Genomic DNA, 13,570 nt, shown 5'->3' with positions numbered 1-13,570 from the left:
AGGCATGCAATTTTTCGACCTAGACAAAACAGACGTTCCCAAGCTTAAGGCAGCATTACAGGCTGACGATGAAGCGCTGAAGGTTATCCTTTCAGAATACCATGCTTCGGAAATTGCCATTCTGTTTGAAAGCATCCATCAGGACGACCGGCAGCGGATCATTAACCTGCTAGATGTTGAAATTGCATCTGAAGTTATTTCAGAGATGCATGAGGAAGCACACCCGGAAGAGCTTCTTTTGAAAATGCATCCCGACAAGCGTACCGAGATCGTTGAAGAACTTGACTATGATGATGCGACCGACATTATCTCTCAGTTGGAGGAGCATGAGCAAAAGGAGATCTTAGGAGACCTGAGTGAAGATGATGCCAGCAACATCCGCCAGCTGTTAAGTTATGATGAGGATACTGCGGGAGGATTGATGAACACAGAGTTCATCAAAATCAACCTGAACCTCACCAAAAAAGATGCTATCGATGAAATTATCCGTCAGAGCGAAGAGATAGAAGAGTTTTATACCATCTTTGTAGTCAACGACTTTAATATATTTCAGGGAATTGTATCCCTTAAAGACATCATCAAAGCTAAAGGGAATGCAAAAATCACCGAGCTTGTAAAAGCCGATGTGGCCTGGGTAACACCCGACACTGATCAGGAAGAAGTAGCTAAACTCATTTCCCAATATAATATTACGAGTATTCCAGTTTTGGATGAGCAGATGCATTTGCTTGGTCGCGTAACATTTGATGATGTTATCGACGTTTTGGAAGACGAAAATACAGAGGATATCCTGAAAATCTCGGGGGTTTCCGAGGATGAGGAATTAAGTGGTAACTGGGTGGAAGCCGTAAAATCACGTTTACCCTGGTTAGTTATCAATCTCGCTACCGCCTTTCTTGCCTCATCCGTTGTCCGTTATTTTGAGCCTACGCTGGAAAAGATCGCTGTGCTTTCTGCGTATATGACCATTATTGCCGGAATGGGAGGAAATGCAGCTACACAAGCCCTCGCCGTTACTGTACGTCGTATTTCCTTATACGACCTAACCGACAATCAGGCATATCGGACTGTTTTAAAGGAGTTTACCGTTGGATTGATTAATGGTGCCGTTACAGGACTGATCGTATTTATCTTCGCCCTTGTTTTTGATGCAAATCCGATGCTGGGCTTTGTGATATTTATGGCCATGACGGGTAACCTCGTCATAGCTGGCGTGACGGGCGCAGGAATTCCCTTAATCTTAAAAAGGGTAGGTATAGATCCTGCAATAGCCTCATCCATCATTATCACAACCTTTACCGATGTTTTCGGCTTTTTATTGTTACTTGGGATGGCCAGTAAACTACTCCTGTAACCTGATCTGATCGGTTAATTTGTAGACATCGTACGACAGCTTTTGGATGCTGCTAAACTGCTCAGCAATCAGTTCTGATTCGGTATCCAGTTTTTCATCAACCTTAGTTTTTACCAAAGGTACATTACTGAGAATGTCTGACTTATGGAGTAAATTTTCTGCTGCCAGATTGATCAGGTAATTTGTATTATCGGCTATAGGCCGCAACTCTTCAACGTCATACGTATGCATTGCGTGTTCCTTATAGTACAAAGATAAAGTAGCTATATAAGAGGATAACAGATGGTTAAGTGCTGTAAACTGATGAAGTTCTTTAATCATCACCTGCTTGCTTTTAGGCTCCGAAAACATTCTTTGAAATAAGGACGCCAGGTTGGCTGAGGTTACATAGACTTCCTTTCTTGCAACCTTATAACCCGTTGTAATGTCCGATCTATCAAAGTACAGGCGTGTAACCTCCTTAAAATAGTTTGCATTAGCTTTCACTACGGCAATCATCGCTTCCTTAATCTTCTCATGCTCCCAATTTGGAAACAGCACGTAGCTGGCTGCAAAGGCGATTCCGGATCCGATCAACGTATCATAGATTCTTTCTTTCGCAACAGAAAGACCACCCATCCCCAGGAAGTCGAACAGAATCAGAATATACGGCGTCATAAATAACACACTAACTACGTAATTTTTGCGCTGAAAACTGTAGCAGCCGATCATGCAGACCAGGAGAATACCGAATAACGTGTTTTTATCATCGATGAAGGTCAACACCACCATTCCAATGACGGCACCAACTATAGTGCCGATCAAGCGTTGATAATTCCTTTCCTTAGTCAGACTAAAGCCTGGTTTGGAGATTACAAGGATGGTGAGCAAGATCCAATAGCTATGCGAAAATGCCAGTGACCTAGATAGCACAAAGCCTATCAACATAACGATCGCCACGCGTAACGAATGTCTGAATACTGAAGAACTGAAGGTCAGGTTTTCCAGAATAAGTTTAATATCTATACTTTGCCGCGTGATAAATTTCTCCGTTTCTATTTCACGCGTTTTAAGATTCTTCTTTTCACTTTTATTGAAATAGCCCTGAATAGTTTTTACACGTGCGACGATGTTTTCGATGTTAACCTCAATATTCTTCAGCGCAATGATACCAAGTGTATTATACTGTCCTTGAGTATTGTTTCTCTCCAGCGCAGTGATGCGGTTTTTTAGTTTCTTTACTTCGCGACCGAGTTGTTTTAAGGAAGGGGGATTGCCACCGGTTTTCAGGGCGAAAGATAGCTCATCCAGAGCATCGGCAATCTTAAGGATCACAATTTCATATTTAGCAAGGATGCCTACAGCATCAAACTGTTCGTGCAATTGCTTATAGTTGTAATAGGTCGACATTACCTGTTCAAACAGATCAACCATATCAACAAATACCAGCAACAAGAACCGGCCTTCGGGAGTAGAGTCCCTTACAATTTCCCTGGTCTTAAATAGCAACTCCCTAACAGCGTCCTGTTTTTCATGCACCAATACCTGCAATTGGAGTAGTTCTGCATAGTTATCGTCGTAATTCGTGTTCTGTCTATAAAACTTTGCCTTGGACCGCAGGAAATCTGCTACCTCCAAAATAGATTCACTCAATGTTTGCTGTACAATACGAAAGGGCCGGATACGGTAAGAAAAATAACTCAGCAGGGTATACCAGAGTCCGCCCACCAGCACCAGTCCTGCATGCAAGGTAACTTCATTCCAGGGGCGCACATCGTCGATACTCAAAACGAGAATTAACAACGCCGCTGTTCCTATAGCTGCTGAACGTGTTCCGTACACGTTGAACATTGAAAACACCAAGCTAAACACGACGAGCAAAATGGCTGTCAAGTATGCATTTGCATTGATCAACCCAATGAGCAGGCTCATCAGAAAAATTAGCCCCGTTGTGATCAGCATCGCATTCCGCCGATGTACTATCGGCCCGGGTGTATCCACAATACTGGCGCACAATGCGCCGAGGGATAGTGTCATCCCAAATTTGAGCAAACCAAACTGAGCCAGGATCAGCGAAGGGAAAAGTACGCCGATAGTGATCCGGATTCCATCAGCAAAATAGGTGCTTAGTAGAAAGTCCTGTACATCTCTGACTGGTTTTTGTATTGTATTAGTGTTCATCCGCTAGCTAAACAGTTTTATAGTTATTTTGATTGTTGTGGATGGTGATTTTTAAGGGTGCGCATGCAAATAAATAAACACAATACTGTTAACACCGCACCCAGTATAAATGGAGATCCCGGGAAATAAACCGGGCTTCCGCTACTTGTGAAATAAGAGAACAAATTGGTCATAATCAGCGGACCGATGATTGATGAGATGCTCATCAGTCCAGCCATAATACCCTGAATTTCTCCCTGTCCATTTGGTGGAACATCGTTTGAAATAATGCCCTGCATAGCTGGACCAAAGATCCCTGCTAGTCCGTAAGGCAGCATAAAGGCAAACATCATCCAGCCTTTTGTGGCAAAGGCAAACAATGTAAAACCCAGGATATAAAGCAAAAGTCCGAAAAATACTGCCTTGTGTTGGCCGATTTTAGGGATGATGACCCGGATTAACAATCCCTGTACCAAGCCAACCACAATACCCACAAAACCAAGGGAATAACCAACCCAGGCTTCAGACCAATTAAACTTTAGCATCGTGTAATAAGTCCATGTAGATTGTACGGAATGTGCCGCAACATATAAAAGCAGGAGGGAGAGGAGCAGACCGCCCAAAGCAGGATACTTACGAATATGCAAAATAGAACCAACTGGATTGGCACGTTTCCATTCAAACTTCCGGCGATTTTCGGGTTTCAACGATTCCGGTAAAATGAAATAACCATAAAGCCAGTTTAGCAAGGACAATCCGGCAGCGATCATAAATGGAACGCGAAGTCCGAACTGACTAAACAAGCCACCCAAAACTGGGCCCACAATAAATCCGATGCCAAAGGCTGCGCCAACCATACCAAAATTTTGTGCACGCTTTTCGGGTTCGCTCACATCTGCAATATACGCCTGAGCTGTAGTGAAACTTGCTCCGGTGATTCCTGCAACAATCCGGCCTACAAAAAGCCAGAGAATACTGGGTGCAAAAGCAAGAAAAATATAATCCAGTCCGAGGCCAAATAAAGATCCCAATAAAATTGGTCTACGACCAAACCGGTCACTCAAGCCGCCTAATACCGGTGCACTTATAAACTGCATAACTGAATAAGAAATTGTTAACCAGCCACCGTAAATTGCAGCCTGACTAAGTCCGCCGCCAGTAAGTTCTTCAATTAATTTTGGAAGCACCGGAATAATAATTCCAAATCCGGTAAAATCAATGAGTAGCGTAATAAAAATAAAACCTACAGCTGATTTTTTATTCTTGGCCATGCGTTAAAGACGTTAATAAGATAATGTAGACAAGTTATTTATTCTTCCCGGATTTCAGAAATTAATATCTGTATCATAATTAATATTATGTTAAGTAGAAGAAAGAAACAGAGATTAACACTCCCCATTTTCAACTAAAATTCCTGCAATTTTCTTTTTAGCTCTTGGACTTTATCCAATCTATTTTTACGGGTATAAATATCAATCAGCAACTGGATGGCCGACTTATCATTTGGATTGATCTCATGCGCCTGCAATAAAGTAAACTCAGCACGATTCATGCTGGCTGTAAAATTCTCTACATGATCTTTCTGATTAGACTTCAGTTGTTCGTTAGCTGTATTGATATATGCCAATCCAAGTTGATATAGTGCGTCATAGTAATTCTGATCCAATCCAAGGGCACGCTTATAAGCAAGTTCTGCTGTAGCATTGTTGCCGTTAACCTGTTGCAGATATCCGTAGAGATAAAACAGCAATTTATTTCTGTTTTCTACTTTAAGCGAATTTTCTATGACCTGACTTGCTTCAGCATAATGCTCATTATCGAGCAGTATATTAATATAATCATAGGTGATAAAGGTATTATAGGGATTGAGTTTTAAACCTTCCTGCAATGTTTTAATTGCATTTTCGGTATCAAATTTACCGGCATACAGATTGGCCAGCGACTGAAATAAAACAGGATTTTTAACGCCGTTATCCTTTGCCCGCTTAAAATAAACGAGTGCATTATCGTAACTGCGGATATTTTGAGCAGCCAATGCCGTGTTAATTGCCAGCGTGCTATCCTTAGGAAAAAAATCACTCACTTCCTTCAAGTATGCATATGCAGTTACATAATCTCCGGCATTATACGCTGCATTCCCCTTATCCTGCTTTTTAATTGTAACATTCAATAGTGCAGCATTAATCAGATTCGAGTTGTCCTGGTATTTGTCGTATGTCTTAGCAGAGTCGATTGATTCTGTGGCCGCCGAAAAACTTTGCTCCGAACTCTGGTCGTTCTCGTCAATTAAGGCCAGATAAGAGGTTAAATAAGCGCTGATCGCCCAGGTTTCGGGCCAATTTTTTGTCCTCCGGTCTTTCTTTGCCAGTTCAGTTGCCTTGATCCCCTCTCCTATGATGATAATCTGCTTTTTACTATCCTGACCGGCAACAATGGCCGATTGCAGCTTACCCAATGCATTTCTTGCAATTTGAACCTGCGTCTTCTGTGCAGCTACAGACAAGGAAAACAAAACAAGTAATACTGAAAATGTCGTTTTTATAGTCATACGGCGGGTGTCTCCCACAAATTTATGCAAAAAAAAAGAGGGATAAAATTTATCCCTCTTTTAATCCATTCTTAGTGGTTATTTTTTTGATAAAGCTTCTAAACGTGCTTTAATCTCGTTGTAACTTTTGGTATCATTCTTAAAGCTATAGATCGTTTTAAGGTTCTCCAATGCAGTAACATTGTTAGCATCCAGCTCTAATGCTTTTTTGAAGTAAGGAACAGATTTTTCAACTAATCCATCTCTTTTTTCTTTAGCAGCATTGTATTCCTTAACTTTCTTAGCATCAATTGCATTTAAAGAATTTTGCATTTTAAGTGCTTGTTGCAGGTATACATTACCCAACGCAGCCTGGAAACTTGCATTTGTAGGTTCTTTTGCGATTAATGTAGACAACATTGCTTCAGCATGCTCGATATCACCTTTTTTCAGATAAATATCAGTTTCTGTAGTGATAAAACGGATATTGTCAGGATATTTTGCTTTTGCATCCTTAAGTAAGGCTAATGCAGTAGTCGTATCGCTTTGTTTAGCAAGCGTTACGTCAATGATCTCATCATACAGTGCAGCTGACTGCGGAGAGTTCAAAGCAATCACTTTCTTATACTGCTCGATCATTTTAGGATAATCATCCATATTACGGGCAGCAATACCAGCATTCAGGTACATTGCAGTATCAGTTGGCGTAATAACTGTAGCTTGTACAAATTTATCGTAAGCCGCTTTGAAGTTCTTCTTTTGATAAAAAAGTACACCTGAATTTCTAACACCGTTAGTGATGTTGGTTTCAGCTAAGGCAATATTCTCTTTTTCAGTACCTTTTGCATCAAGCGCTTTTGCTTTTTCTACAGCTTCTTGTGCCAATTTAATATTGGCATCTGCCTTATCAAGGTTAACTGTATCAATTAATGCAGCTGCCGACGTCAATAAAGCTCTATAAGACCAGGCATCAACCATATCTTTCGATTTTGGATCAGCAATCGCTTTATCGGTGTGTGCGATAGCACCGTTAAGCGCTTCAAGTTGTTTGTCAACAGCCTGATTACCTCTGGAAGTAATCTGGAACATACCCCAAGCTTTCTTTGCTTCGGCAACTTCACTTTTCTGGGCAAATGTTGCACTCGCAGCACCTGCTAATAAAATACTAAGAAGTACTTTTTTCATAATCTTTCTTAAATTTTCAATCAATTAGTTAATTATCATTTTCTTCCGGCTCGTCATCCTCGGCTTCATCATCTTCAGTTTCGGGATCTTCTTCCGCCACTTCGTCTGTTGTTGCAGTATCTTCAGTTGTTTCGGCTGCTGTTCCATCTGCACTTGCCTCGTCAGCAATTACACCTTCTTCAACTTCCTCTTCATCATCCTCATGTTCAATTTTAGCTACCGATGCAATTGCATCATTACCTTTTAAATTGATCAGCTTCACTCCCTGTGTTGCCCTGCCCATTACGCGCAGTCCACTCACTACAATTCTGATTACGATACCAGACTTATTAATGATCATCAGGTCGTCAGCGTCCGTTACATTTTTAATTGCAATCAGATCACCTGTTTTCTCTGTGATGCTAATGGTTTTAACACCTTTACCACCCCTGTTCGTTACCCTGTAATCTTCGATATCTGTACGTTTTCCGTAGCCTTTTTCCGATACCACGAGTACCGTTACAGCCGGATCATCCACAGCAATCATGCCAACAACCTCATCTTTATCATGTGCAAGTGTTACACCACGCACACCTGTAGCTGTTCTTCCCATCGGTCTAACAGTAGATTCGTTGAACCTGATTGCACGACCAGAACGTAATGCCATAACGATTTCGCTGCTGCCGCTTGTTAAGCTTGCTTCTAACAGTTGATCACCTTCGTTGATGTTGATCGCGTTAATTCCGTTCACCCTTGGACGTGAATAAGCTTCCAGTGATGTTTTCTTAATGGTACCTTTTTTGGTACACATAATGATAAAGTTGTTCTCCAGGTAATCCTGATCTTTCAGGTTTTTAACCTTGATATAGGCTTTAATCTTTTCTTCCTTCGGAATATTGATGATATTCTGAATTGCTCTTCCTTTACTTAATCTTGAGCCTTCAGGAATTTCGTAAACCCTCAGCCAGAAACAGCGACCAGTTTCAGTAAAGAACAACATATAGTTGTGGTTCGATGCAATTAACAGGTGCTCAATAAAGTCTTCATTACGGGAATCGCTTCCTTTAGAACCTTTACCACCACGTGCCTGCGTACGGTATTCTGTTGCAGGAGTACGTTTGATATAACCTTCATGAGAAATGGTGATTACTACCTCTTCATCCTCAATAAAGTCTTCCATGCTCATATCCTCTGCAGAATGTACAATTTGCGTTCTACGCTCATCGCCATATTTCTCCAGCATTTCAGTCAACTCATCCTTGATAATCTGCATTCTCAGTCCTTCATCATCGAGGATCGACTGCAAGTAATCAATTAATTTCATCAACTCAGCATATTCTTCTTTGATCTTGTCTCTTTCCAGACCTGTCAACCTACGTAGGGTCATGTCCAGGATTGCTCTCGCCTGGATATCACTTAAGTTAAATTGCTCAATCAAACCTAATCTGGCATCCTCAGGTGTATTTGCGGCACGGATCAACTTGATCACTTCATCCAGGTGATCTAATGCGATCAATAAACCTTCCAGGATGTGTGCACGTTTCTGAGCTTCAGAAAGCTCATACTTAGTACGTCTGATCACAACCTGATGTCTGTGATCCACGAAATGTCTGATCAGATCTTTCAGATTTAACATCTGCGGACGGCCGTTCACCAATGCAATATTATTTACACTGAATGAAGTTTGAAGCGCAGTTTGTTTAAACAGATTATTTAAAACGATAGAGGCATTTGCATCACGTTTAATTTCGTAAACGATACGGATACCATCTTTGTTAGACTCATCTTTGATATTTGAAATACCTTCCAGTTTTTTCTCACCAACCAATTCAGCAGTACGCTCAATCATCATGGCTTTATTCACCTGATAAGGGATTTCTGTAACGATAATCGTTTCTCTGTCTTTATGACTTTCGATTTCCGCTTTCGCACGCATTACTATACGGCCACGACCGGTTTCAAAAGCTTCCTGAACACCAGTATAACCATATATAATCGCACCTGTAGGAAAATCAGGTGCCTTAATGAACTTCATCAGTTCAGCAATGGTAATTTCGTTGTTCTCAATATAGGCAATCGTACCATTGATAACTTCCGTAATGTTATGCGGAGGCATATTTGTTGCCATACCTACAGCGATACCAGAAGCACCGTTGATCAATAAGTTTGGAACTTTTGAAGGCAATACAGTTGGCTCCTGCAGGGAATCATCAAAGTTAAGCTGGAAATCTACAGTATCCTTATTGATATCGGCCAGCATTTCTTCAGCCATCTTGCTGAATCTTGCCTCAGTATAACGCATGGCTGCCGGCGAATCACCGTCAATAGAACCAAAGTTACCCTGTCCGTCAACCATCATATATCGTAAACTCCACTCCTGTGCCATCCTGACCATCGTCATGTACACAGATGAATCACCATGTGGGTGATACTTACCGAGAACCTCTCCTACGATACGGGCGGATTTCTTGAAAGGTTTATTATTTGCCAAACCTAAATCAAGCATTCCATATAAAACACGGCGGTGTACTGGTTTAAGTCCGTCGCGCACATCAGGTAAAGCACGGGATACAATAACAGACATCGAATAATCGATATAAGCAGACTTCATCTGCTCATCAATATTGATCTTAATTATTTTATCGCTTTCCTGATTTTCAAAATCTTCTGCCATATAAATTGTTATTCGTTAAAACGATTTAAAAAAGGGTATTGTATTAACCTTGCGAATTTAAGAAAATAATAGCGTTTAAGCGTATTGTGGAAAAAATTAAACCCAGTCTATCCCTTTTCTTAACCGATCCAGAGTAAGTGCCTCCTGACTGTTTTCTGCTGGTGTGAAATTATAGGTCCATTTGGCCATCGGGGGCAAGCTCATCAGAATGGATTCTATCCTTCCGTTTGTTTCCAGACCGAACTTTGTACCGGAGTCGTAAACCAGATTAAACTCTGCATAGCGGCTTCTGCGCAGGTATTGCCACTCCTGCTGATCTGGCGTATAAGCAGTATCTCTGTTTCTTGCAATCAGTTCTGTATAGGTTGGCGCGAAAGTTTGGCCTACGGCGACGGAAAAGTCAAGAATCTCTTCGTAACTGAGACCTGTGTTTTCAGGCTGTAACCGGTCATAAAAGATACCGCCAACGCCCCTTGTTTCATTCCTGTGTTTGATAAAGAAATAATTGTCAGCCCGCTTTTTGAAATCTGCATAGAACTCCGGACTGAAACGATCGCATGTATTTTTAAGTTGCTGATGAAAAAAACGTGCGTCACCATCCAGCACGTAATGCGGAGTGAGGTCGATGCCACCACCAAACCAGCGCATCTGTTCGTTCAATTCGAAATATCGGATGTTGAGGTGGATAATCGGAACCATTGGACTTTTAGGATGAATTACGATAGATACACCTGTGGCAAAGAATTCTTCTTCATCCACTTTAAAAGCTTTTTTGATGGTATCTGGTAACACCCCATGTACTGCAGAGAAATTTACCCCACCTTTTTCTATAACCTCTCCATTCTGAATAACGCGGGTGCGACCTCCGCCACCACCCTCGCGTTCCCAAAGTTCCTGTTCAAACTTTGCTACACCATCTGCCTGCTCTAAGGCAAGGCAGATCTCATCCTGAATTTGCTGGTATGCTGCTACAACTTTTTCTCTAAACATATACTATATATAATATCAACACGCGATATGCGCCAGATATTCTCGGTCTTTTTTTAAGGCTCAAAGTTATCAAAACGTTCCCCTTAATCAAGAAAGGCTATCGCTATTGACGCTAAAAACACAATCAATTGCTACTCCTCCACGAAATTTAGATCGCGTCCATAGGTTTCTTCAAGGTTATACAGTGCGATGAATGCCAGTGCAACCAGCAAAATTGCTACCGCTAATGCTGCGTGAATGATACCGATCTCCGTTCTGAGCCATTGGAAAAGGATCGATACAAGAATCAATGATCCCCGCACCATATTTGGTACACTCGTAGTTACGGTAGCGCGTAAATTCGTCCCAAACTGTTCTGCTGCCATGGTGACAAACACCACCCAATAGCCCGTAAATAGGCCGAAAAACAAACACAACGTATAGAACTCAAATGCCGTCCATCCTGTTCTGAAGAGATAGATGAGAATGGTGACAAAAGTAAGTGAGATAAAAATATAGACAATTTTCTTTCTTGTTTGGAAGACCTGACTTAAGCTACCTGATAAAAAGTCGCCCAGCGAAATCCCGATATAGGTAAACATCACTCCTTTACCATTATCCAATAGTTCTTTAGCGTTCAGGGCTTTACCAAAATCTGGTGCGATACCAACGAGGATGCCCACAACAAACCAGAGTGGAACAGCGATCAAAATACAATTCAGGTATTTAAAAAAACGCTTCTTATCAGAAAACAACATCAGGAAGCTTCCTTTTTTAACTTGCGTCTGAGCCATCTTCTGGAACATCCCAGATTCAAATACGCCAAGTCTGAGTGCGAGTAAAAGAAAACCCAGTCCACCGCCAACAAAAAAAGCCGTCCGCCATTGAAACAGGTCACCCACTATATAAGCCGCCACTGCGCCCATTAAACCGATCCCCGCTACCAGCATTGTTCCGTAACCACGTTTCTCCTTGGTCATAGATTCTGCAACCAGCGTAATGCCCGCACCTAGTTCTCCGGCCAGGCCGATCCCGGCAATAAACCGAAAGGTAGCATATAAAGGTATCGTGTGGACAAAACCATTGGCAATATTAGCGACAGAATACATCAAAATTGAGCCGAATAAAACCGACAATCTGCCTTTTTTATCGCCTAGGATTCCCCAAAGGATCCCACCAATCAGCAAACCAGCCATTTGCCAGTTCATTAACGATAATCCCGTGGCCGTCAATTTATCTGCCGGAACACCCAGGTCGGTCAGACTTTTATTCTTAATAATCAAAAAAAGCAGGAGGTCGTAAATATCTACAAAATAGCCCAGGGCGGCCACTAGTACCAGCAGATAGATCTTTTTGTTCGCAGCGGATTCAGCGTTCATACGTAATTTAGATTTGGAATCTGAATTACGACAAATTATAGCTAAGAAACAAATTTCGTTTAAGTCATGGTGCTGTATGCTAGATAACGGTATTAACACCTGCTGCTTAAATATGACAAATACGAGTCGAGATCAGGTGTGAATGCACGAAGGATCTGCGAAAATTAATTGCATAAAAAAGAGGCCGATATAAATACCGGCCTCTTTTTTATGATTAACTACATTGGTGGAGTTTTTCTTGTAGTGTCTGGTGGAGTAGTTTTGGCTGTGTCAGTTACTTTAACAGTGTCTGTCGCCGCTGGCGTACTCATTGTAGTTGAATCCATTGTAGTGCTGTCTGAAGTTTCAGACACATTCTTCGTGGAATTGCATGCTGATGTGGCCAATATCATGGACCCTGCAACAACAAGACTTAAAATCATTCTTTTCATAAGACTATGTTTGTTTTAAGTGGAAATGAAGCTATCATGGTTGTATACTAAAAACAAATGACGGTTTCATAATTATTGGTTATTTATCACTTAAAACAGAGTCGCCTCATAAAAGTTTTGTTTAAAACAAAAAAACGCCCTCCTCTGATACAGGAAGGCGTTTAAAAATTAATTAATTAGCTAAAGCTTATTTTTTTGGCATTAATACACCGTCGATAACATAAGTAACACCGTTACTGCTAATCACATCAGGAATAGTGATTTTCGCATCATTTACCCACCATGCACCATCTTTTTTTGTCAATTTAATCTTTTGTCCCTGAACTGTAGTCAGCTCCATGCCATCTTTTAAATCTGCAGATTTATAGCTACCAGCAACTACGTGGTAAGTCAACACATTGGTCAAGTCTTTCTTCATTGCCGGTTTCAGCAAATTATCTACTGCACCTGCTGGTAATTTTGCAAATGCTGCATTAGTTGGTGCAAATACAGTGAAAGGCCCTTTACCACTTAATGTTTCTACCAGGCCGGCAGCCTTTACCGCTGCTACTAATGTTGTATGATCACTAGATCCCATCGCATTTTCTACGATGTTTTTTGAAGGCACCATCAATGCGCCGCCAACTTCAACACCTTCCTGCGTATGCATGGTTGTATCCGTTGTTGTAGTTGTCATGCTCGTATCCGTGCTCATGGTAGAGCTGTCAGCATTCGAAGCGTCTGTTTTGTTAGAATTACAGGCTGCCGCAAACATCAATAAAGATGCAGCAAGACCCAGGGTTAAAAATTGCTTTTTCATAGGTTAAAATATTTTGTAGAACAAGTTTTGTTTCGATTACATACGTGAGTATTTATCAGTCGGTTTTATGTTTTATTTTGATGGTAACGGTTAAATAATTTTAAACTTCAATAATCTTTCTGATATTTAGACAT

At 41.2% G+C, this 13,570-nt stretch carries 10 protein-coding genes; 2 read left to right on the top strand and 8 right to left on the bottom strand.

What is annotated here, in order from left to right; translation table 11 throughout:
- The first annotated feature begins 4 nt into the window (after positions 1 to 4).
- Complete coding sequence (gene mgtE / locus CLV32_RS15790; RefSeq protein ID WP_133557270.1) at positions 5 to 1,354, top strand: magnesium transporter; 1,350 nt, start codon at positions 5 to 7, stop codon at positions 1,352 to 1,354.
- On the opposite strand, the gene CLV32_RS15785 is transcribed toward mgtE, so the two are convergent.
- The 7 genes from CLV32_RS15785 to CLV32_RS15755 all read right to left on the bottom strand — a co-directional run bounded on the left by CLV32_RS15785 (position 1,343) and on the right by CLV32_RS15755 (position 12,206).
- Complete coding sequence (locus CLV32_RS15785; protein WP_133557268.1) at positions 1,343 to 3,514, bottom strand: FUSC family protein; 2,172 nt, start codon at positions 3,512 to 3,514, stop codon at positions 1,343 to 1,345. The genes mgtE and CLV32_RS15785 overlap by 12 nt on opposite strands.
- A gap of 23 nt (positions 3,515 to 3,537) precedes the next feature.
- Positions 3,538 to 4,764 (bottom strand): TCR/Tet family MFS transporter, encoded by a 1,227-nt coding sequence (locus CLV32_RS15780; RefSeq protein ID WP_133557266.1) that lies wholly within the window; start codon positions 4,762 to 4,764, stop codon positions 3,538 to 3,540.
- Positions 4,765 to 4,898: 134 nt separating this feature from the next.
- Entirely contained in the window at positions 4,899 to 6,041 is a 1,143-nt protein-coding gene (locus tag CLV32_RS15775) for a tetratricopeptide repeat protein (protein WP_133557264.1), read from the bottom strand.
- Between the two features lie 78 nt (positions 6,042 to 6,119).
- Entirely contained in the window at positions 6,120 to 7,205 is a 1,086-nt protein-coding gene (locus CLV32_RS15770) for a tetratricopeptide repeat protein (protein ID WP_133557262.1), read from the bottom strand.
- A 28-nt stretch (positions 7,206 to 7,233) separates the two neighbouring features.
- On the bottom strand, positions 7,234 to 9,858 hold the full coding sequence (gene gyrA / locus CLV32_RS15765) for a DNA gyrase subunit A (protein ID WP_133557261.1): 2,625 nt from the start codon (positions 9,856 to 9,858) through the stop codon (positions 7,234 to 7,236).
- Between the two features lie 96 nt (positions 9,859 to 9,954).
- A complete protein-coding gene (hemF, locus tag CLV32_RS15760) occupies positions 9,955 to 10,848 on the bottom strand; it encodes an oxygen-dependent coproporphyrinogen oxidase (protein WP_133557259.1) in 894 nt (297 codons plus the stop codon).
- 131 nt (positions 10,849 to 10,979) lie between these two features.
- Positions 10,980 to 12,206 carry an MFS transporter gene (locus CLV32_RS15755; RefSeq protein WP_133557257.1) on the bottom strand — a complete coding sequence of 409 codons (1,227 nt, stop codon included), beginning with the start codon at positions 12,204 to 12,206 and terminating at the stop codon, positions 10,980 to 10,982.
- Between the two features lie 210 nt (positions 12,207 to 12,416).
- Here CLV32_RS15755 and CLV32_RS23120 point away from each other — a divergent pair, with 210 nt between their 5' ends.
- On the top strand, positions 12,417 to 12,656 hold the full coding sequence (locus CLV32_RS23120) for a hypothetical protein (protein WP_166641954.1): 240 nt from the start codon (positions 12,417 to 12,419) through the stop codon (positions 12,654 to 12,656).
- A 168-nt stretch (positions 12,657 to 12,824) separates the two neighbouring features.
- Here the strand turns inward: CLV32_RS23120 and CLV32_RS15745 are convergent, their stop codons facing one another.
- Positions 12,825 to 13,436, bottom strand: a complete 612-nt coding sequence (locus CLV32_RS15745) for a fasciclin domain-containing protein (RefSeq protein ID WP_133557253.1) — start codon at positions 13,434 to 13,436, stop codon at positions 12,825 to 12,827.
- Positions 13,437 to 13,570 lie beyond the last annotated feature (134 nt).

The sequence above is a fragment of the Pedobacter duraquae genome, from assembly GCF_004362245.1.
Classification (GTDB): domain Bacteria; phylum Bacteroidota; class Bacteroidia; order Sphingobacteriales; family Sphingobacteriaceae; genus Pedobacter; species Pedobacter duraquae.
This window is presented reverse-complemented; position numbering and strand designations above follow the sequence as displayed.

Coding starts and splice junctions, on each gene's coding strand:
- mgtE (WP_133557270.1), top strand. CDS start 5: ATGCAATTTTTCGACCTAGACAAAACAGACGTTCCCAAGCTTAAGGCA.
- CLV32_RS15785 (WP_133557268.1), bottom strand. CDS start 3,514: ATGAACACTAATACAATACAAAAACCAGTCAGAGATGTACAGGACTTT.
- CLV32_RS15780 (WP_133557266.1), bottom strand. CDS start 4,764: ATGGCCAAGAATAAAAAATCAGCTGTAGGTTTTATTTTTATTACGCTA.
- CLV32_RS15775 (WP_133557264.1), bottom strand. CDS start 6,041: ATGACTATAAAAACGACATTTTCAGTATTACTTGTTTTGTTTTCCTTG.
- CLV32_RS15770 (WP_133557262.1), bottom strand. CDS start 7,205: ATGAAAAAAGTACTTCTTAGTATTTTATTAGCAGGTGCTGCGAGTGCA.
- gyrA (WP_133557261.1), bottom strand. CDS start 9,858: ATGGCAGAAGATTTTGAAAATCAGGAAAGCGATAAAATAATTAAGATC.
- hemF (WP_133557259.1), bottom strand. CDS start 10,848: ATGTTTAGAGAAAAAGTTGTAGCAGCATACCAGCAAATTCAGGATGAG.
- CLV32_RS15755 (WP_133557257.1), bottom strand. CDS start 12,206: ATGAACGCTGAATCCGCTGCGAACAAAAAGATCTATCTGCTGGTACTA.
- CLV32_RS23120 (WP_166641954.1), top strand. CDS start 12,417: ATGATTAACTACATTGGTGGAGTTTTTCTTGTAGTGTCTGGTGGAGTA.
- CLV32_RS15745 (WP_133557253.1), bottom strand. CDS start 13,436: ATGAAAAAGCAATTTTTAACCCTGGGTCTTGCTGCATCTTTATTGATG.